At 66.8% G+C, this 19,289-nt stretch carries 24 protein-coding genes and 1 tRNA gene; 15 read left to right on the forward strand and 10 right to left on the reverse strand.

The window, feature by feature from the left end; genetic code table 11:
* Window positions 1–118: 118 nt before the first annotated feature.
* Genes DEI98_RS18605 through DEI98_RS06545 form a run of 3 tightly spaced genes read right to left on the reverse strand, consistent with a single transcriptional unit; the run spans window position 119 to window position 770 of the window.
* Window positions 119–274 carry a hypothetical protein gene (locus tag DEI98_RS18605; protein ID WP_181437968.1) on the reverse strand — a complete coding sequence of 52 codons (156 nt, stop codon included), beginning with the start codon at window positions 272–274 and terminating at the stop codon, window positions 119–121.
* Complete coding sequence (locus DEI98_RS18305) at window positions 271–477, reverse strand: hypothetical protein (protein ID WP_146243449.1); 207 nt, start codon at window positions 475–477, stop codon at window positions 271–273. Before DEI98_RS18305 ends, DEI98_RS18605 begins: the two co-directional genes overlap by 4 nt.
* The gene (locus tag DEI98_RS06545; protein ID WP_146243450.1) at window positions 474–770 is read right to left on the reverse strand and encodes a hypothetical protein; all 297 of its coding nucleotides are present in this window, start codon (window positions 768–770) and stop codon (window positions 474–476) included. Before DEI98_RS06545 ends, DEI98_RS18305 begins: the two co-directional genes overlap by 4 nt.
* A gap of 50 nt (window positions 771–820) precedes the next feature.
* Here DEI98_RS06545 and DEI98_RS06550 point away from each other — a divergent pair, with 50 nt between their 5' ends.
* The 6 genes from DEI98_RS06550 to DEI98_RS18310 all read left to right on the forward strand — a co-directional run bounded on the left by DEI98_RS06550 (window position 821) and on the right by DEI98_RS18310 (window position 5,590).
* Window positions 821–1,699: a hypothetical protein gene (locus DEI98_RS06550; RefSeq protein WP_146243451.1), complete on the forward strand. Its 879-nt coding sequence runs from the start codon at window positions 821–823 to the stop codon at window positions 1,697–1,699.
* 163 nt (window positions 1,700–1,862) lie between these two features.
* Complete coding sequence (locus tag DEI98_RS06555; RefSeq protein WP_146243452.1) at window positions 1,863–2,600, forward strand: hypothetical protein; 738 nt, start codon at window positions 1,863–1,865, stop codon at window positions 2,598–2,600.
* Complete coding sequence (locus DEI98_RS06560) at window positions 2,597–2,971, forward strand: hypothetical protein (RefSeq protein WP_111100285.1); 375 nt, start codon at window positions 2,597–2,599, stop codon at window positions 2,969–2,971. Before DEI98_RS06555 ends, DEI98_RS06560 begins: the two co-directional genes overlap by 4 nt.
* Before the next feature lie 28 nt (window positions 2,972–2,999).
* Window positions 3,000–3,467 (forward strand): hypothetical protein, encoded by a 468-nt coding sequence (locus tag DEI98_RS06565; RefSeq protein ID WP_111100286.1) that lies wholly within the window; start codon window positions 3,000–3,002, stop codon window positions 3,465–3,467.
* Complete coding sequence (locus DEI98_RS06570) at window positions 3,464–3,922, forward strand: hypothetical protein (protein WP_146243453.1); 459 nt, start codon at window positions 3,464–3,466, stop codon at window positions 3,920–3,922. Before DEI98_RS06565 ends, DEI98_RS06570 begins: the two co-directional genes overlap by 4 nt.
* 63 nt (window positions 3,923–3,985) lie before the next feature.
* Complete coding sequence (locus DEI98_RS18310) at window positions 3,986–5,590, forward strand: hypothetical protein (protein ID WP_146243454.1); 1,605 nt, start codon at window positions 3,986–3,988, stop codon at window positions 5,588–5,590.
* 50 nt (window positions 5,591–5,640) lie between these two features.
* Here DEI98_RS18310 and DEI98_RS06580 read toward each other — a convergent pair whose 3' ends face one another.
* The gene (locus tag DEI98_RS06580) at window positions 5,641–6,351 is read right to left on the reverse strand and encodes an SGNH/GDSL hydrolase family protein (RefSeq protein ID WP_111100289.1); all 711 of its coding nucleotides are present in this window, start codon (window positions 6,349–6,351) and stop codon (window positions 5,641–5,643) included.
* A 15-nt stretch (window positions 6,352–6,366) separates the two neighbouring features.
* Complete coding sequence (locus DEI98_RS18315; RefSeq protein WP_146243455.1) at window positions 6,367–6,645, reverse strand: hypothetical protein; 279 nt, start codon at window positions 6,643–6,645, stop codon at window positions 6,367–6,369.
* Between the two features lie 537 nt (window positions 6,646–7,182).
* Between DEI98_RS18315 and DEI98_RS06585 the strand changes: the two genes are divergently transcribed.
* A complete protein-coding gene (locus DEI98_RS06585) occupies window positions 7,183–7,575 on the forward strand; it encodes a hypothetical protein (protein WP_111100290.1) in 393 nt (130 codons plus the stop codon).
* 225 nt (window positions 7,576–7,800) lie between these two features.
* The gene (locus tag DEI98_RS06590; protein WP_111100291.1) at window positions 7,801–8,130 is read left to right on the forward strand and encodes a hypothetical protein; all 330 of its coding nucleotides are present in this window, start codon (window positions 7,801–7,803) and stop codon (window positions 8,128–8,130) included.
* Between the two features lie 57 nt (window positions 8,131–8,187).
* Here DEI98_RS06590 and DEI98_RS06595 read toward each other — a convergent pair.
* Together DEI98_RS06595 and msrB are read right to left on the reverse strand one after the other, a co-directional pair.
* A tRNA-Thr gene (locus DEI98_RS06595) sits at window positions 8,188–8,260 on the reverse strand.
* Between the two features lie 37 nt (window positions 8,261–8,297).
* Entirely contained in the window at window positions 8,298–8,705 is a 408-nt protein-coding gene (gene msrB / locus DEI98_RS06600; RefSeq protein ID WP_027466599.1) for a peptide-methionine (R)-S-oxide reductase MsrB, read from the reverse strand.
* Between the two features lie 65 nt (window positions 8,706–8,770).
* Here msrB and DEI98_RS06605 point away from each other — a divergent pair, with 65 nt between their 5' ends.
* The 7 genes from DEI98_RS06605 (at window position 8,771) to DEI98_RS06635 (ending at window position 14,814) form a co-directional block, all read left to right on the forward strand.
* Window positions 8,771–9,244: a GNAT family N-acetyltransferase gene (locus tag DEI98_RS06605; protein ID WP_111032336.1), complete on the forward strand. Its 474-nt coding sequence runs from the start codon at window positions 8,771–8,773 to the stop codon at window positions 9,242–9,244.
* Entirely contained in the window at window positions 9,244–10,245 is a 1,002-nt protein-coding gene (locus tag DEI98_RS06610; RefSeq protein ID WP_111100292.1) for a DUF2332 family protein, read from the forward strand. Before DEI98_RS06605 ends, DEI98_RS06610 begins: the two co-directional genes overlap by 1 nt.
* Window positions 10,246–10,341: 96 nt before the next feature.
* Window positions 10,342–10,698: a DUF3263 domain-containing protein gene (locus DEI98_RS06615; RefSeq protein ID WP_258370754.1), complete on the forward strand. Its 357-nt coding sequence runs from the start codon at window positions 10,342–10,344 to the stop codon at window positions 10,696–10,698.
* The gene (locus DEI98_RS06620) at window positions 10,695–11,306 is read left to right on the forward strand and encodes a LytR C-terminal domain-containing protein (RefSeq protein WP_071404071.1); all 612 of its coding nucleotides are present in this window, start codon (window positions 10,695–10,697) and stop codon (window positions 11,304–11,306) included. Before DEI98_RS06615 ends, DEI98_RS06620 begins: the two co-directional genes overlap by 4 nt.
* 193 nt (window positions 11,307–11,499) lie before the next feature.
* On the forward strand, window positions 11,500–11,703 hold the full coding sequence (locus DEI98_RS06625; RefSeq protein ID WP_017888049.1) for a cold-shock protein: 204 nt from the start codon (window positions 11,500–11,502) through the stop codon (window positions 11,701–11,703).
* A 257-nt stretch (window positions 11,704–11,960) separates the two neighbouring features.
* Window positions 11,961–13,583, forward strand: a complete 1,623-nt coding sequence (groL, locus tag DEI98_RS06630; RefSeq protein WP_017888048.1) for a chaperonin GroEL — start codon at window positions 11,961–11,963, stop codon at window positions 13,581–13,583.
* A gap of 385 nt (window positions 13,584–13,968) precedes the next feature.
* Window positions 13,969–14,814, forward strand: a complete 846-nt coding sequence (locus tag DEI98_RS06635; protein WP_111100293.1) for a hypothetical protein — start codon at window positions 13,969–13,971, stop codon at window positions 14,812–14,814.
* A 213-nt stretch (window positions 14,815–15,027) separates the two neighbouring features.
* On the opposite strand, the gene DEI98_RS06640 is transcribed toward DEI98_RS06635, so the two are convergent.
* The 3 genes from DEI98_RS06640 to DEI98_RS06650 form a co-directional block, all read right to left on the reverse strand.
* Window positions 15,028–16,722: a cell wall metabolism sensor histidine kinase WalK gene (locus tag DEI98_RS06640; RefSeq protein WP_111100294.1), complete on the reverse strand. Its 1,695-nt coding sequence runs from the start codon at window positions 16,720–16,722 to the stop codon at window positions 15,028–15,030.
* Between the two features lie 79 nt (window positions 16,723–16,801).
* The gene (locus DEI98_RS06645) at window positions 16,802–17,497 is read right to left on the reverse strand and encodes a response regulator transcription factor (RefSeq protein WP_017888045.1); all 696 of its coding nucleotides are present in this window, start codon (window positions 17,495–17,497) and stop codon (window positions 16,802–16,804) included.
* Between the two features lie 51 nt (window positions 17,498–17,548).
* Window positions 17,549–19,246 (reverse strand): DNA repair helicase XPB, encoded by a 1,698-nt coding sequence (locus DEI98_RS06650; RefSeq protein ID WP_111100295.1) that lies wholly within the window; start codon window positions 19,244–19,246, stop codon window positions 17,549–17,551.
* Between the last annotated feature and the right edge of the window lie 43 nt (window positions 19,247–19,289).

Consider the following 19,289-nt stretch of genomic DNA (forward strand, 5'->3'; position numbering starts at 1 on the left):
TGCACGAAGCGTTCCCCTTGCGCCCAACCCCGGCAGCAAGAACGAGTGCACACGTCAAGGTTTCGGTAGGCGTACTGCCAGGCATGTCCAATGAGTGAGCATCGGCAGAAGCGATTGCTCACAGCGCGTCCGCCTCTCGTTGCTCTCGTCCGTCCAGCGAGTGGTGCACGTAGACGATTCCGCCGTCTTCGAAACGCGGAGTTGGTCGACACACGCACTCGTCGTCGGTGTCGTGTTCGATCAGGTCGCCGCGCGGCACAACGTGCATGTTCATGCGACCGTCTCGAATCCGCTGACAGTGACCTCGAAACTGAGTTCGCCGGGGTCATGCGTTACCTCGCCGAGCACCCAGCGACGCGGCTTGATGGTCACCTCGGGGTCGCTGTACTTGTCGACGTGTTCCATGACGAACGTGAACGCTTCATGCATGGTCGGCACGTCGGCCACCCAACGTTCGTGACGTTCAACAGTGCTCACGATGCGTCCGCCTTGCCGGATGCGTGCATGTACCCAACCTTGTAGCCGTTGCGGTAACCGTCATCGAAGCCTCCCGCTTCGAGTTGGTCAGCGGCGGCACGGAGGGCGGCTTCGAATCGATCGTGACGGTCAGCCGTGATCCACTCACCGGCACATCGGTGCGCAACGGCGAACTGCTTCGCTTCGGCTGCCAGTGCACGGTACTGCTCCGGGGTAAGCACATTATCCGAACGCATGTTCGAATTATCGCCGGAGCCACCGACATATCCGCAGCCGTCATCTGTCTCGCTCATAGCAACAGTTTACCTCAACCGTGGCGACATACGCAACAGATCGGAGTGACATGGGCGACCCCACACCTTCCGGCCCGCTCGGCATCACGACGACACTGCGGGACATCCTGAAGCGGCTCCGCAACTTGGAGAAGGCCGTCCGCCGGCGGCTCACCGTTACCGGCTTGTCTGCTTCTGGCAGCGTGTCTGCCGGCGGCGATGTGACCGGTGCGAATCTCGCCGCGTACTCGGGTGTCACGGGCTTGTTCGTCACTGCTGCGCTGACTGTGAAGGGGCTGACGGGTGAGTTCACGAATGGACTCCGATCCCCGGGTGTTCGCACGACAACACTGACGAACAGTCCTGTGCAGCTGTACGTGGACGCTGACGGCAATCTTGGTGTTGGTGCGTCGACTCGGGCGAAGAAGAACATTGGCGCGGACTACAAGGTCGATATGACCAAGTTCCTTGCGGTCGTGTTGAAGAACTGGACGTACAAGGACAATCCTCTCGCTGCGGGTATGGGGCCGATCGCTGACGATCTTGACGCAGCAGGCCTCAAAGAGTTCGTCATCTACAACCTCGACGGCAGCATTCAGGGCGTCCGGTCCGACATGCTCATCATCGGCTTGTGGTCTGCGTACGTGCAGTCCCGCACTGCGACGTTGAGCGAGTTTGATAAGCGCATGGTGCAGACCGTCACCAACTCGGCGATGACGTTGCTGGGTATCAATGCGGAGAAGACGTATCCGATCGTGTGGCCGAAACCGTTTGCGGATACGAACTACGCAGTGTCGGCTTCGGTGACGTCTTCCGGGCTTGCACTGGCTGCTGTGTGTGCTGTTGTGCCTGGGTCGAAAACGACGACGGGTTGCAGCGTGACGGTCCGTTCCATCGGGCTTGCTATTGCGTCTGGTTCAACACTGACCGTCGAAGCGATCCACGTCTAAAGCGCACTAAAGCCCCTAAAACTCTCTAACCCTGTCTAAGCCGAACCGCAGAAAGCGGTTCGGCTTTCTGCATGAAGGAGGCCGCATGGTCGCCAAGTTCAGCGTCGGGAAGTCCTCATATGGGGACCTCCGCGGCGTGGAGCAGTACGTGTCGTCGGAGCGGATGGCGCTGCAGGTGCTGTCCACAATCATCGACTTCAACGCGTACCTCCGATCGAAGGACCGCGGCGGTTCCCTGTCGGTCAACGAGGGTATGCGCTCGAGGCCGCGTCAGTCCTGGTTCTGGGCCAACCGCTTCGTCCTCGGCATCGCTGTCGCGCCTCCGTTTACCTCGCGCCACGACGAGCTCACCCACGGCAACGCGGTCGACTTCGGCGTGACGAACGCTGACGGGTCGAACCGTGCCTTGTACCCGGACGAGTTCGCGCGGTTGCACGAGATCGTGCAGGGGCGTGGCGGCACGTGGACGGGCGTCAACTTCGGTGAGCAGTGGCATCACGAGATGGCCACTCGCGGTGAAGCTGTCGCCCCGTACGCGGACGCGCGAGCACGACTCGCGCCCAAGCCCGCCAAGCCTGCAGTGAGGCCGTTCAAGCCGAAGCCTGCACCGAAACCCCCAACCCCGAAACATGAGGTCGACATGCTCTACGTGACGTCCGCTAAGACGAAGAAGAAGTACGCGATCGGTGAGCTGACGTTCACCGCCGTGTCCGACTCCCGTGCGATCACCTACTCCAACGCGATTCCCGGCGACACCAGCCTGTTCCAGACGCTCAAGTCGACGCAGGTGACTGCCCTCATCCAGGACTGCCGCGACCGACGCGACTCGCTCGGTGTCGCGATCTCCGCGAAGTTCGAATCGGCAGTGAAGGCTGCCCTGGCAGATGAGGACGCAGCATGAGCACTGACGGTAAGCACGAAGAGAAGAACATTGCGGTCGACGAGATCTGGTTCGCGAGCCAGCGGGTTCTGCGGACCGCGCTGACCACGGCGCTGACACTGCTGCCGATCATCCCGCAGATCGTGCAGATCGTGCAGGGCCAGTGGGACGTGCAGTGGCTGACCGCTGTGAGCTTGCAGGCTATCGCGATCAACGCGGCTCTGACTCGCATCATCGCTATCCCCGCGGTCAATGTGTGGCTGACTCGCATCGGCCTTGGGTCGGTGCCGAAGTCGGTGGCGAAGGAGACAGCGGTCGCGCAGTCGCAGGAGCTGCAGCCGGCGCAGTTCGAACCGTCGAACACGGACTACCGGACTGAGCACGGCAACTGAACGTTCACGGCAACTGGGGGAGCGGCGCATGAAAACCATCTGGTCGAAGGATTCGCTACCGCTGGTGCCGAAGCGGTTCCGTCCGATCTTCACCGTGTTCCTGCCGATCGTGAATGGGTGCCTGCTCGCGTTTGCGACGTTGGCTCTGTTCGTTGGGTCGAAGGTGGTGGAGGACTTCACGTTGCATTGGTTCCCGCGGGCGTGGGCTGGCGACATCGTGCTCGGCGCGGTGCTCGCCAGCTTCGGGCTCATCTTCTGCTTCGACTGGGTGGAGCTCGTCGGTAAGGGGCTACTCGTCATCGGCTTGACCGTGTACGCGGCCCTGCTGGTGGTGAACATCGCTGACGGGTCCACGTCGAGCGGACTGTCCGTGACGTTGGTGGTTCTGGCTGATTCGTTCCTGCTGGTGCGGGTGTTCGACATCATCGACCAGATCGGTCGGAAGGAAGCCGACGCGAGCGCGAGTCGGCGTCTGGCGCGGAGGGTGAAGACGTGAGCGATCCGGAAACAGTACGGACCGCGATCAGTACCGCAGGCGCTGTCCTCATTGCCCTGCTCGGCGCTTGGGGGACTGTGTTCGGTGTGCGTCGTGCACGCCGGAAGCGTCGCGCGGAAGTGTCCGACGAGGAACAGGCTGCCGTTGCGCAGTACACGGCTGATCCGGGCAAGTGGGTTAGTGGTGTGCTTCGTTCGAACGAGCAGTTGACGAAGCGGGTTGAGCGGGCCGAAGAGAAAGCCGACCGGCTTGAGCAGGCGTTCGATCAGTTCCGGGCGAAGGATCGCAGGTTCCGTAACGCGCTCGCCCGTTGGTTCGTGGACATCATGTCTGTGTTCGAGAGCCATGACATTGAGATGCCGTACCCGCGTGATGCGGATGCGGAGATCCTTGCTGACGTGATCCCGTCCGCTCTCGAAGCGACACGACCTCGGCCTCCGCGCCCCACCCAGTAGCCCCACCACTCTTTCAGCCGCCCCTCACCAGGGCGGCTTTTCGCATACCCAGGAAGGCCACTCATGGGCACACCGCTTCTCGTCTCCGTTGACTCCGACAGCAAGCAGCTTCCAACAGCGGTCCGTCAGCGTGCAGCCGACAACCTGAAAGACCCGAACACCGTAGAAGGTGCAGCGCTCGCTCTCGCAGCCGGTGCCGGGTCTACGACCAGTAACGTCGTCCCGGCATCCACGCCAGCAGTCGCGTACTCCATCGCAGGGTGGGGTGACTCGATCACCGAAACTGGCGTCGGAACGGACTCGTGGACTGACCTCGTGGCGCAGGCAACAGGTCTGCCCGTGTACAACGGCGGCAAGTGGGGGCAGTCCTCTCCCCAGATCGCAGCCCGCCAGGGTGGCATCACGGCGATGATCACGTTCCCAACCAATAGCATCCCGGCTAGCGGCAGCGCCACCGTTACGGCTGACGTGAACCCTCTCGGTGGTTCGTTCAGTGGGTCACGGGCAGGCACCATCCACGGCGTCGATGGGACACTGTCCTGGGATCAGGCATCGAACGTGCTGACCTTCGCCCGAACCACTGCCGGAACCGCCGTGCCGCTGAGCGGGCCGGTGAAGTTCCTACCCGCAGACGCCATCCGCCCCGTGAACCGTGAAGCCATCCAGATCTTCTGGATCGGACGTAATGGCGCACAGGATGTGAGCGGCAACCTCGCTGCTCTGCGACGGATGGTCAGCTACGCAAACGCTCGCTTCTTGATCCTCAGTGTGATCCCTTGGTTCAACCAGATTTCGCCTGACGCAACCAACTACGCGTACAACGAAGCATTCCCGGAGCAGTACCGGGACATCGGAGCCTGGTTGCGGACGCCCGCTGCGGCCACCGCCGCCGGCATCACCTTCACAACGGACGACCAGACTGACATCGCTGCGGGCCTCACGCCGCGCTCCCTGCGTGTTGACGACGTGCACCCGAATGCCGCCGGCCGCAAAGCAATCGCCGCGTACATTCTCGGCGAGATCCGCAAGATGGGTTGGGTGTCATCGACGCCGTACACCGCCCCGGCTATCCCGGTCGCGGCGACGAACCGTTGGGACCTCAGCGGCCGTGCGGACGGGCAGGCTGTCTCATCCGTCATGCCCATCGTCGGGGCTGTGGCACTCACGCAGGGCACCGCATCGTTCCAGCCTGTCGGCGTCAAGGATGCCGCATTCACCCGCAACGCTCTTGCCACGGACGGCACACTCCGCATCGGAGGCACCCTCGCGGCCACGCCGACAGTTGCAACAGTGACCGCGGTTGGACGCCTCACCGATGCGACGGATGCCAACGGGAAGCTGTTCCTAAGCAGCTTCGGCGTGCTGCTCCGCGTGAACGGCACAAAGGTGGGAACGTTCTCGACAACGAACAGTTCCGCCATCGCATCTACTTTTACCGCGGACACCGCCGCGCATGTGTTCACTGTCGTGATCAACGGGGCTACGTCGGCAGTGTGGGTTGACGGCGTGAAGGTGGGCACTGGCACCACAGCGACCTCGAGCGGGCAGGTGCAGGTTGGTGGCGGCGCTGGGTTCCAGGTTCTTGACCTTATCTACAACGACTCGGCCCTTTCGGATGCGAACGTAACTGCGACAGCTACTGCCCTGAAGGCTGCATACATCAAGTGAGCAAACGACCCCGGCGTGACCTTCTGGTTGCGCCGGGGTGCTTCCTTGTCTCAGGAGGTAGCGGCAGCGACGTTTGTAGCGAAGTCGGCGTGTCCGCGTTTGGTCAGATGCAGCCCTGCCGGGTTGTAGTCGAGTTTCCACCCGTAGGTGGACACATACTGGATGTCCTTGTCTGCTGCGACGCCGCTGAGCGCGCGGTCGATCGCTTGCTCTCCGGAAGCCCGTTGAGGGGCATGGGGCGGACCGACAAGGATCACCTGAGCGTAGCCGTCGAGCTCATCAATCAGTTCTGATGCAGCGTCTGCCACGTCTTCGCTGTCGGAGCCGACGTCGTTCAACCCACCTTGCACGATGATCCGCACGGGTTGCGACGCCACCACTGCGCCAACACGTGTGCCGAACTGGTCGTGTCCGCAGTACCCGCCTGCGATGTAGCCGGTGTAACCGATGCTGTTGACGAGAACCCGGTCGCCGGTCTGGGCTGCGTACTTATACACCCATCCGTCTTTGCGGTCGGTGAGGTCGTCTCCAGCCGAGTAGGAGTCGCCGAGGATGAACGTTGTTCGCTCACCCTTGCCGACTTCCAGGTACGGCGACATGTCCGACTTCCACTGGTCGACGCGTGCGCAACCAGCTTCAGTGGCCTGGTGTGCTGCGATCGCGCGGTACCCGAAGAAGCCCCCGATACCGCATGCGGCTACGACGAGTGCTGCTGCTGCGATCAGGCCAGTGGTGCGGCGTCGCATGTTCCCCCGGTTCATGATGGTGATACTAAGTCATTTCGGCCTTCGTCGTAGTTGCCGGACGGTCACACGGTCACGCTCGAGCCACAACCGATGCGCGAAACCCATGAAGACGAACTGCACGTACACGAGCTCGTCGGTTGCTGCGTCCACGAACCCGGGTAGCCGCTGCCAGCCGGTACGCGAGAACTCAACACGCGCCCACACGGGAGCATGGTCCACACGATCCGACCACTCCACGCCAGCAACCCCGTACGGCTGATCCTCGGGCGGATCCGGATGCTCAGGCGGCGACCACTGATAGTCGGGCATGGGGCGAGCGTACGGGTGGGCGGTGACAGTTCCAGACAGCCTGCCCGCCAGCACCCGCGCACCCGATACGATGCCGACGCACCAAGACCCCCAACATCGGGGCGGCTGAATCACCTGGTGCACGGACGCCCCCACCTACCCAGGTGGGGGCGTTTCCTGTTTCGCGGATTCTGGACATCCCGACAGGTTGCGTCCCCCATACAAGGGACAACACGCCGCTCAACATCAAAGCTGAGAGGTACACGTCTTGTTGACGTCGGTGGTCGAACGTAGGTTCGACGCCCAACCACAGATCAACGAGGATCAGGAGCGCACCATGACCCACGACAGACCCTCGGCGCGGGATCTGGCCCGCGCCGTAGGGGAAGCAGCCATTAACCACGGATGCTCACTCACCGAACCCGAAGACCCTAGCGTTGCCGAGCTCATCTTGCAGGCGTGCCGTGTGCAGTTGCGCAGGGAGGATGTTCTAGCCGACCGGTGACACCTGACACCATATGGTGGCGCGATACCACCGTATGGGGGTATGGTCTGCCCATGACTGAGACACAGCAGTACCGCGTTGTTGCGGACAGGGACAAGGGCGACGACCCGCACATCAATTACGCACAGGACGGTGACCTTCTCGCCTTCCGTAAGGGGCGAGAGTTCGAACCCGACTATCTGGTCCGCATCGAGCGCCCGGTGCCGACCGAGCACTGCCTGTCCACCGCGCAGCACGACGGGCATGAATGGGCGGCGCATGAGGGTCAGCCCGGTACCGGCTACTGGTGCCCCGGGTTCGATGCGGCAGAAGATCACCCGCCGACGCGCGAGCAGATCGCAGAGGTGATGCAGCGTGCAGACCAGACCGCTCGTTGGGGTGAGAACCGATACGAGGTGCAGGCCGACGCCGTCCTCGCCCTGTTCCAGAACGGAGCCGACCGATGAGCGGCTACGACTACGGCCCCATCTGCTGCCGCGGCGGATGCTGTGGCCCTGGTTCGTACTGCTGCGGGCACCCCGACAACCGACACGACCACGAGGAGGCCGACCGATGAGCAAGCGCAAGCGCCTTCACGGCCCTTACCTGCTGCTGGCGATTGGCGAAGCCTTCCTGATCCTCTCTGGCGTCGGGCAGATCGCGCTCGCTGTCGCGTCGATTGGGGTGCGCTGATGGCTGAGCCGACCGTGCAGGTACCCGTGTCTCTGATCGAGCGCGCAATGATCGCGCTCCTGGAGGTGCCGCCGTCTAGCCGTAACGCCGACATCTACGGCGACCTCAGCGCCATCCTCTCGCAGCCGACCCTGAGCGCCGAGCCGGATCGGACGCCATGCACGGCCGAAACGCATTCGTGGGATCACTTCCGCAGCACACAGGTCGACTCGTACTGGATTCGCTGCACCGAAGTCGGCGAACACAGAGAGCACAGCGATTCGAACACCGGGCTCACCTGGTTCGACCCGTCCACGATCCGCGCTGTGACACCGCCGGCAGCGCCCTGAACCAGTTTGGTGGCGCATGGCTACACCATGCGCCACCAGGCCGGATACTCTTCCCAGGGCCGGCAGCGGGACTTGAACCCGCAACCCCCGTATTACAAGTACGGTGCGCTACCAATTGCGCCATGCCGGCTGACGCCGCTCATCTTACCGGTGAGGGCGTCCGGGGCTCACTCGCCCGACTTCTCCGAGAAGTTCAGCGAGATCGAGTTCATGCAGTACCGGTCACCCGTGGGGGTGCCGAACCCGTCCGGGAACACGTGGCCCAGGTGCGAACCGCAGTTCGCGCACCGGACCTCGGTGCGGGCCATGCCGAGGGAGTTGTCCTCGATGAGCTGCACGGCGTCCGGGTTCACCGACTCGTAGAACGACGGCCAGCCGCAGCCGGAGTCGAACTTCGTGCCGCTCTTGAACAGCTCCGCGTTGCAGGCCGCACAGGTGTAGACGCCGGCGCGCTCCTCGTCGAGGAGTTCACCGGTCCACGGTCGTTCGGTCCCCGCCTGGCGGAGGACGGCGTACTGGTCCGGGGAGAGCTCCTCGCGCCACTGGGCGTCGGACTTGTCGACGTTGTATGCCATTGGTTCCTCCTGCTTCCGGCCGGGTTCTTCCGGGCACTCCCGACCACTTCACTAAACTCGCCACGATGTCCGAGCATTCCGTGCACCACGCCCGCTGGACCCGTCTGACGACGGACGAACTGTACGGCATCGTCGTCCTGCGCAACCGCGTGTTCGCGCTCGAGCAGCGGGTCACCGCCGAGGACTTCGACGGCCGTGACCGCGAGCCCGACACCGAGCACTGGTGGTTCGGCACGGACACCGATGCGGTTGGGTACCTGCGGCTCATCCGCCCGGCGGCCGACGAGGTCCACCCCGACGGCGCGGCGCCCCCGGCGTGGGTGATCGGCCGGGTCGCGACCGACCCCGGACACCGTGGGCAAGGGATCGCCGGCCGGCTCGTCGCCGCCGTCCTCGACGAACACGGACACGACCCGTTCGTCCTGCACGCCCAGGAGTACGTCGCCGCCCTGTACGAGCGGTACGGCTTCGTGCGGTTCGGGGAGCCGTACGACGAGGCCGGCATCCGCCACGTCGGCATGCACCGGCCCGGACGCTGATGGACACCCGCGCCCGGTTCGACGCGTACGCCGACCGCATCCAGGCGGTCTCCCCGTCGTACGCGGCCTGGGCACGGTCGCTCGACGACTCCCTCGTCGCGCTCCTCGCCGAGGTCCCCGAGCAGCAGCGGCAGCCGGAACTGTTCTTCGCGGTCGCGCGACGGCTGGGCGCGGACCCGTCGGACCCGGGTGCGCTGCGCGCGCTCGGCCTGGAGGCCCGCCCCGCGCTGGTCGCGGCCCTCGCCTCCGCCACGGTGCAGGCCAACGACCCGCAACGGCTCGCACCGGTCGTCCCGCTGTTCGCCGCGCTCGCCGAACGGTCCGCGCGTCCGCTCGGCCTGGTCGACGCCGGGGCCGCCGCCGGGCTGTGCTCGATCCCGGACCGGGTGACCCTGGACTACCGCGTCGGCTCCGGGGCCGCGGTCCTCCGGATGCACACGGCGGTCGCCGAGCCCTCGGTCCGGCTGGTCGCCGACGCATCCGGGGCCGTCCCCACACCCGCGACCGTCCCGATCAGGGTCGGCGCCCGGGTGGCCCTCGACCCGAACCCGATCGACCTGTCGGTCCCCGGTGCGTTCGACCGGCTGGTCGAGGCCGTCCCGCCCGAGGCGTCGGACCGGACCGCCCTGATGCGCGCGGCGGCGTCCGCGACGCTCACCGTGCCTCCAGTCCGGATCCGGGGCGCGCTGCCCGGCGACCTCGACCGTGCACTGGACGCCCTGCCGGACGACGTCGAACCGGTCGTCCTGACCACCGGGACCCTGGTCTACGTGCCGGGCGCGGACCGGCAACGGTTCGTCGACCGGATCCGTGCGCGCGGCGCGCACTGGATCGCCCTCGAACGCACCGGGATCCTGCGCGGGGTGGCGGCGACGCTGCCCGACGACGTCGACGCGGCGGATCCGGACTCGTTCGCGACGGTCTCGCTCGACGGTGATGCGGTGGCCGTCTCGGATGCGTTCGGTCGGCGTGTGCGCTGGTTCCGCGCGCCGAACCTGTGACCGGTGTTCGCGACAGTCCAGCGCCGTGCCAGGGTCCGGATCGACTCCACCCCTACGATGTGCGAGACCCGTTACCCGACCGTGATCGGAACCGCAGTGACCAGCCCCACCGACGAACGCAGCGTCGACGAGCTCAGTGCTGACGAGCTGCGTGCTGACCAGCTCGGTGCTGACCAGCTCAGTGAGCTCGCGAAGCACGTGCTGACGTTCGAGCAGGACCGGGCACGGCACGACCGCACGAAGGAAGCGGAGATCCGGGTCGAGTTCGAGATGTCGGCGGCGCGCTACTACCAGGTGCTGAACCGCGTGATCGACTCGCCCGCGGCACTCGCGTACGACCCGCAGCTCGTCAGCCGGCTGCAGCGGCTCCGTCACGCGCGCACCAGCGCCCGGGCGACGCGCAGCTTCGTCGCGCCCGGTGCGGCTCCCGAAGGACGTGAAGAGGAACGATGAGCACGAGATTCCCCCGAGACCGGTTCGACGACGTCGCCGACGGCCCGCGGGTCGGTGCGCACCGCGGTGCCCAGCGTCGCGGCCGTGGCTGGATCGCCTTCGCCTGGGCGGCGCTCGCCACCGGTGTGCTCGTCGGCATCGGGGTGCTCGTCCTCGCGCTGCTGAACGGCAGCTACTCCTTCAACAGCTCGGATTCCCCCTCGGCCTCCACATCGGCGTCCGCCACCGCGAAGCCCTCGGCGACGTCCAAGCCGTCCGCGTCCTCGTCGGCCGGTTCGGGCTCCGCAGGGTCGGGGTCGGGCAGTGCTGCGGCCGCGACGCCGGCGCAGCAGGGCACCACCACCGTCGTCGTCCTGAACGGCACGACCACCACGGGCCTCGCCAGCCGGGCGAGCGCGGCGCTGACCGGCGCCGGCTGGCAGGTCGCCTCCACCGGAGACGCCGGCACGACGGGCTCCACGTCGACGATCGTCTACTACCAGCAGGCGTCGCAGGCGGCGGTCGCGCAGGGCATCGCGAAGCAGCTCGGCGTCACGGCCGTGCAGCAGTCGGCGGCGTTCCCGAATGCCGACGTGAGCGTCGTCCTCGGCGCCGACTACACCGGCTGATCGGTCGTTCTGCGGGTCGTCGCGCCGCGTTTTCCGCGCATTGTGTGACGGCCGTGTTTCGAGCACGTTGATTTCTGACGGAATCGACGTGAAACAACGTCACACCTCTTGCCTGATCGGACGGGTTCGGTCAGAGTCCCATGCAGACGACGATCACGTCGTTCCGCACTGCAGTACCAGGGAGCAAGAGATCATGGCCAACGGAACCGTGAAGTGGTTCAACGCTGAAAAGGGCTTCGGCTTCATCACCGTGGATGGAGGGGGCCAGGACGTGTTCGTGCACTACTCGGCCATCGACATGTCGGGTTACAAGGTCCTCGAGGAGGGCCAGGCCGTCGTGTTCGACGTCGGCACCGGGTCGAAGGGCCCGCAGGCAGAGTCCGTCCGCCCCGCCTGAGCGGCACCACTTCCAGAACGCGCCGTCCCGTCAGGGGCGGCGCGTTCGTCGTGTGCGGGGACGGTGACCGGCGCGGGGAGCGCGACCGCGGCGGTGGTGCGGGGTCCACCGGACGCGACGTGTCCTGGGAAGTCGTCACGAGCCTCCCGACTGTGTTGCACTCACACCCGGCGAGTGCCAGAATCGGCGTTGGCACTCGCTCACGCTGAGTGCCAGCACGACCCCCAAGACGACGTCCGGGAGGGACGAAAAACCACATGGCTAAGATCATTGCTTTCGACGAGGAGGCCCGCCGTGGCCTCGAGCGCGGCCTGAACCAGCTGGCCGACGCCGTGAAGGTGACGCTCGGCCCGCGCGGCCGCAACGTCGTCCTCGAGAAGAAGTGGGGCGCCCCCACGATCACGAACGACGGTGTCTCCATCGCCAAGGAGATCGAGCTCGACGACCCGTACGAGAAGATCGGTGCGGAGCTCGTCAAGGAGGTCGCCAAGAAGACCGACGACGTCGCCGGTGACGGTACGACCACCGCGACCGTCCTCGCCCAGGCGCTCGTCCGCGAAGGCCTGCGCAACGTCGCCGCCGGTGCCGACCCCGTGTCGCTCAAGCGCGGCATCGAGAAGGCCGTCGCCGCCGTCTCCGACCAGCTCCTCGCCAACGCGAAGGACATCGAGACCAAGGACCAGATCGCCGCGACCGCGTCGATCTCGGCCGCTGACCCGACCATCGGCGCGCTCATCGCCGAGGCCATCGACAAGGTCGGCAAGGAAGGCGTCGTCACCGTCGAGGAGTCGAACACCTTCGGCACCGAGCTCGAGCTCACCGAGGGCATGCGCTTCGACAAGGGCTACCTGTCGCAGTACTTCGTCACCGACCCCGAGCGTCAGGAAGCCGTCTTCGAGGACGCCTACATCCTGATCGTCAACTCGAAGATCTCGAACATCAAGGACCTCCTGCCGGTCGTCGACAAGGTGATCCAGGCGGGCAAGCAGCTCCTGATCATCGCCGAGGACGTCGACGGCGAGGCCCTGGCCACGCTCGTCGTGAACAAGATCCGTGGCATCTTCAAGTCCGTCGCCGTCAAGGCTCCGGGCTTCGGCGACCGCCGCAAGGCCATGCTGCAGGACATCGCGATCCTCACCGGTGGCCAGGTCATCTCGGAAGAGGTCGGCCTCAAGCTCGAGAACGCGACGCTCGACCTGCTCGGTCGTGCCCGCAAGGTCGTCATCACCAAGGACGAGACCACGATCGTCGAGGGTGCCGGCGACGCCGAGCAGATCGCCGGCCGTGTCCGCCAGATCCGTGCCGAGATCGAGGCGACCGACTCCGACTACGACCGTGAGAAGCTCCAGGAGCGCCTCGCGAAGCTCGCCGGTGGCGTCGCCGTCATCAAGGCGGGTGCCGCGACCGAGGTCGAGCTCAAGGAGCGCAAGCACCGCATCGAGGACGCCGTCCGCAACGCGAAGGCTGCCGTCGAAGAGGGCATCGTCGCCGGTGGTGGCGTCGCCCTCATCCAGGCCGGTGCCGTCGCACTCGAGGCCCTCGAGCTCGAGGGTGACGAGGCGACCGGTGCGAACATCGTCCGCGTGGCCATCGACGCGCCGCTCAAGCAGATCGCGCTGAACGCCGGTCTCGAGCCGGGTGTCGTCGCCGCCAAGGTCCGCGAGCTCGAGTCGGGTTGGGGCCTCAACGCCGCGACCGGCGAGTACGTCGACCTGATCGCTGCTGGCATCATCGACCCCGCCAAGGTCACGCGTTCGGCGCTGCAGAACGCTGCGTCGATCGCCGGTCTGTTCCTGACCACCGAGGTCGTCGTCGCCGAGAAGCCCGAGCGCACCCCTGCTGCTCCGGCTGGCGACCCGACGGGTGGCATGGACTTCTAAGTCCGCCTGACGGAAGGGCCCCGCACGCTGCGCGTGTGGGGCCCTTCTGCGTGCGCGGGGGTGGGGTGAGCGGGCGGGGTCGGGGTCGGGGTCGGGAGGTCACAACACCCCGCTCAGGTTCGCCGAGCGGTCACGAACCGTCGGTTGTGCCCGTTCCCGTCGACACATCGTGACCGTTGGCCGGCGCAGGAGCGGGGAGTCGTGGCCGGCTCCCGCGTGCGGCTTGCGCGTGTCCTGGGTCTTCTCTCCCGCACAGGAGGCCGGGCTCACCTCGTTCTCCACAGGTCCCGAGTGCGCGTGGCCGGCTCGCGTGCCCTGCAACGACCATGACGGCATGCCAGCTGCCCGTCGTCTCCCTGCCCCGTTCGACCGAACCACCTTCCGCGTGGCCGATGCGGTCGGTCACGGCATCGATCCGGAACGGCTCCGACGCACCGACCTGGCAGCCCCGGTCCACGGTGTGCGTGCTCCGAGCGACTCGGTGGACTTCATCGACGCCGTCGCCCTGGTCATGCGTCCCGACCAGTTCTTCAGCCACACGACCGCCGCCGCGATCTGGGGTGCGCCACTGCCGCAGTCGGTGCGCTCGGTCGGCCCGGTGCACGTCTCGACCGCGAGGGACGGGAGCCGGATGCGTCGGCCCGGCGTGGTCGCGCACCGGCTGGACCGGCCGAGGACCGTCGAACACCGCGGGTTCCCGGTCAGTGTCCCCGCGCAGATGTGGTTCGAGTGCGCCGGCGTGCTCGCACGTGACGCGCTGGTCGCGATCGGGGACCACCTCGTCGGACCAGCCGGGCTGGCGACGGCGGACGACCTCCGTGCGTCGATCCGCCCCGGCACGCGCTTCGCGCTCGCTGCTCGGCGCGCGCTGGACCTCGTCCGGGCCGGGGCGGAGTCGCCGCAGGAGACCTGGCTCCGTCTGGCCGTGGTCGATGCGGGGTTCCCCGAGCCGGAGCTGAACGTCGACGTGCACGATGCTGCGGGGCGGTTCCTCGGCCGCGTCGACATGGCGTGGCCGGAGTTCGGCATCGCGTTGGAGTACGACGGCGATCACCACCGGGAGCGCGATACCTTCCGACACGATCAGCGTCGGGACAACGGGTTCGTGGTGAACGACTGGCTCGTGATCCACGCGACCGCATCGGACGCGCACCGACCCGCGGTGTTGTTCGAGCGACTCCGCCAGGCGTTCGAGGTCCGAGCGGTCGGAAGTCGTCGGCGGTCAGCGTGACGGCCGTGATCGCCACGCGGAAGAGCACTTCGCCGGGCGGTCACGACATGCCGTCGGCTGTGCGCCAGCCGGTCACGAACTGTCGGTCAGCGGGCGCGCAGACGACAGATCGTGACCACTCGGCGGCGTCGGATGGGGTGTTGTGACCGCCCGGGACGCGGGACGCGGGACGCCCGCGGGACGCGAGCGCCCGGGCCGCACGGCCCGCGCGGGTCAGGCGGAGAAGTCGCGGGGGAGCAGGGGGAGCCAGACGCGGAAGGTGGCGCCGCCGCCCTCGGTGTCGAAGACCTCGACGGAGCCGTGGTGCGCCGCGACGATGCCGGACACGATGGCGAGCCCGAGGCCCGAACCGCCGGTGTCCCGGGCGCGGGAGGTGTCCGCACGCCAGAAGCGCTGGAAGATCTTCTCGCGCAGCTGCGGCGGGATGCCCTCACCGTGGTCGATCACGTCGAGGTGTGCCATGCCGCGCTCGTCGTCCACGCCGATGCCGATCTCGATCGGGTCGTCGTTCGCCGTGAACCGCATGGCGTTGCCCATCAGGTTCGTGACGATCTGGCGGATCTTGTTCTCTTCCGCCAGGACGATCGGCGGCCGCTTCGGCAGCACGACCGTGGGCAGCGGGGTGGTCTCGTCGGTCGGTGCGGCACCGGCGTCGATGTTCATGGCGCGGGTCCGACGGGCCCGCAGACGCGCGATGGTCTGGCGCGAGAACGCGATCGGCCCGGTGGTGTTCGCCGAGGTGGGCGACACGGGCGGTGCTTCGCCGGAGTCCGGAGAGCCGATGGACGACGACGCCGACGGGCGGACGGCCTGGGGCACGCTCTCGCCGGTCAGGGAGTCCTCGACGAGGACCTGGATCTCGCGGTCGGGGTTGGAGGCCATCGTGTCGAGCGCCGAGTCGCGGGCGATGGCGACGAGGTCGACCGGGCCGAGCTCGAGGGGCTTCGACTCGTCGATGCGGGCGAGCTGCAGCAGGTCCTGCACGAGCAGGCCCATCCGCTGCGCTTCCTTCTCGATGCGCTCCATCGCCTGGGCGACGTCCTCTTCCTTGCGCAGGGCACCCATCCGGTACAGCTCGGCGTACCCGCGCAGGGACACCAGCGGCGTGCGGAGCTCGTGCGAGGCGTCCCCGACGAACCGGCGCATCTGGGCGATGGTGCGCTCGCGGTCCTCGAACGCGGAGTCGATCCGCTCGAGCATGACGTTGAGGGAGCGGTTGAGTCGGCCGACCTCGGTGTTCGGGGTGTCGGCCTCGAGGCGCTGGTTGAAGTCACCCGCGGCGAACCGTGCGGCAGTGTCCTCGACGTCGCGCAGCGGGTCGAAGGTCGCGGTGACGAGCAGCCGGGTGAGCATGGCGCCGAGCAGGATGACCGAGGCACCGAACCCGAGGAAGATCGCGGTGAACTTGCCGATCGTCTCGTCGGTACCGGCACTGGAGACCGCGATGAGCACGTAGCCGGTCTCGGTGGTGCCGTCGGACTGGTTCTGCAGCGACGCCGGGATGATCTGCGCACGCCACTCGTGGTTGTGCTGGCTGTCGTAGAGCGAGATGCGCTGGTTCGCCTGCGAGGCTTCGACCAGGGTGGCTTCGCGGACGTCGGGCCGGCTCGACGCCTTCGTCTGGCAGATCCGGTCGCCGTCGGCATCGTACGCGGCGACGTAGGCGCTCTGCGACACCACGACGGACAGCTTGCAGTACTGCTCGCCGTCGCTGATGTTCTGGCCCTCGAGCTGTTCGGTCGTCTGCTTGACCGTGTTGTCGAGCTGCTGCATGAGGTAGGTGGACAGCACGGTCATCGTGCCGAGTCCGGCGACGAGCAATCCGAGCGCGACGAGCAGCACCGTGATCCCGGTGATCTTGGTGCGCAGGGAGATCCCGTCCCACCAGTGGTTCATTCGCGTGTGCATGCTGCCCCAACGATAGACAGCGGCCGCCCGGTGAAACCGGACGACCGCCGTGAAGTCGAGCCCCGCGGGACTCCTGCTCCTACGAAGCCTTGGACGCCTTCAGCATGTAGCCGAAGCCGCGCTTGGTCTGGATGATCGGCTCGGCGGAGTACTGGTCGAGCTTGCGGCGCAGGTACGAGATGTAGCTCTCGACGATGCCGGCGTCGCCGTTGAAGTCGTACTCCCACACGTGGTCGAGGATCTGCGCCTTCGACAGCACGCGGTTCGGGTTGAGCATGAGGTACCGGAGCAGCTTGAACTCGGTGGGCGAGAGCTCGATCTGGGCATCGCCGATCGTGACCTCGTGCGTGTCCTGGTCCATCGTGAGCTCGCCGGCGCGGATGATCGCGTCTTCCTCGTCGTTCATGGTGCGACGGAGGATGGCCTTGATGCGGGCGACGATCTCGTCGAGCGAGAACGGCTTGGTGACGTAGTCGTCGCCGCCGACGGTGAGGCCGGTGATCTTGTCCTCGGTGTCGTCCTTCGCCGTCAGGAACAGGATCGGCGAGGTGTAGCCCGAGGAACGCAGGCGCTTGGTCACGCCGAAGCCGTTCATGTCGGGCAGCATCACGTCGAGGATGATGAGGTCCGGCTCTTCTTCCAGCACGGCGGAGATCGCCTGTGCTCCGTTGCCCACCGCACGCACGGCGAAGCCGGCGAAGCGCAACGAGGTCGTCAGGAGGTCGCGGATGTTCGGCTCGTCGTCGACGATCAGGATCTTGGGGCCATCGCTCATGGTCTTATCTTCTGACTGTTCCCTCGGGGTTTCCTGAGAGCGGTTCGTACGTCAGCCCACGGGCGTCTGGACCTGGTCGGCGTCGAGGATCGTGTACGAGTACCCCTGCTCCGCCAGGAACCGCTGCCGGTTCTGCGCGAAGTCCTGGTCGACGGTGTCCCGGGCCACGAGCGTGTAGAACGACGCGGGCAGGCCGTCCTTGTTCGGGCGGAGGAGCCGGCCGAGCCGCTGCGCCTCTTCCTGCCGGGACCCGAACGAGCCGGAGACCTGGATGGCGACGGTCGCATCGGGCAGGTCGATCGAGAAGTTCGCGACCTTCGAGACGACGAGCACGTCGACCTCGCCGGACCGGAACGCGTCGTACAGCCGCTCCCGTTCGTCGACCGGGGTCGCCCCCGTGATCTCCGCGGCGTCGAGCGACGCGGCCAGTTCGTCGAGCTGGTCGATGTACTGCCCGATCACCAGGATCTGCTCACCGCGGTGCTTCTCGATGAGTTCCCGCACCACGGGGGTCTTGGCCGGGGACGTCGCGGCGAGCCGGTAGCGCTCGTCGTCGCTCGACGCCGCGTACTCCAGGCGGTCCTGGTGCGGCAGGTCGATGCGGACCTCGTAGCAGGAGGCCGGCGAGATGTAGCCCTGCGCCTCGATCTCCTTCCACGGGGCGTCGTACCGCTTCGGCCCGATGAGCGAGAAGACGTCGCCCTCGCGGCCGTCCTCGCGCACGAGCGTCGCGGTGAGGCCCAGGCGTCGGCGCGCCTGCAGGTCGGCGGTCAGCTTGAACACCGGCGCGGGCAGCAGGTGCACCTCGTCGTAGACGATGAGTCCCCAGTCGAGGGCGTCGAGGAGCGACAGGTGCGTGTACTCGCCCTTCCGGCGGGCGGTGAGGATCTGGTAGGTCGCGATCGTGACCGGCCGGATCTCCTTGACGCTGCCCGAGTACTCGCCGATGTCCTCCGGCGTCAGGGTCGTGCGCTTGAGGAGCTCGGTGCGCCACTGCCGCGCGGAGACGGTGTTCGTCACGAGGATGAGCGTGGTCGCCTTGACGGTCGCCATCGCGCCCGCGCCGACGAGCGTCTTGCCCGCACCACAGGGCAGCACGACGACGCCGGAGCCCTGGGCGAAGAACGTGTCGACCGCCTGCTCCTGGTACGGCCGCATGTGCCACTCGGTGGTGTCCAGGTCGATCGGGTGCGGCTGGCCCGGGGTGTAGCCCGCCAGGTCCTCCGCCGGCCAGCCGAGCTTCACGAGCTCCTGCTTGATCTGCCCCCGCGCCCACGGCTGCAGTTCGACCTCGGTCGAGGACCGCATGTCACCGAGCAACGGCTTGATGCGCTTGGACCGGATGACCTCGGCCAGCACCGACGGGTCCTCGGCGGTGAGGAGCAGGAGCGGCAGGCGCTCGAGTTCCTCGGTCGGGGAGTTCGCGATCACGGGCGCGTCGGGCCGTTCCTCGCGACGGATCACGAGCCGGCCGTAGCGCGAGACCGTGTCGCGGATGTCGACCGTGACGCTCTGCGGCACGGGGAACTTCGCGAAGCGTTCCAGGGTGTCGATCATCGCCTCGGCGTCGTGGCCCGCGGCGCGCGCGTTCCAGAGTCCGAGGCGGGTGATCCGGTAGGTGTGCACGTGCTCGGGAGCGCGTTCGAGCTCGGCGAAGGCCGCGAGCTCGTGGCGTGCGTCCTCGGCATCGGGGTGCGCGACCTCGAGGAGCACGGTGCGGTCGCTCTGCACGATCAGCGGTCCGTTCATGACCTGCCAGCCTAGCCGTCGGCACCTGCGTGCGGGTGACCGC

It is taken from the genome of Curtobacterium sp. MCLR17_034 (assembly GCF_003234485.1).
GTDB classification, from domain to species: Bacteria; Actinomycetota; Actinomycetes; order Actinomycetales; family Microbacteriaceae; genus Curtobacterium; species Curtobacterium flaccumfaciens.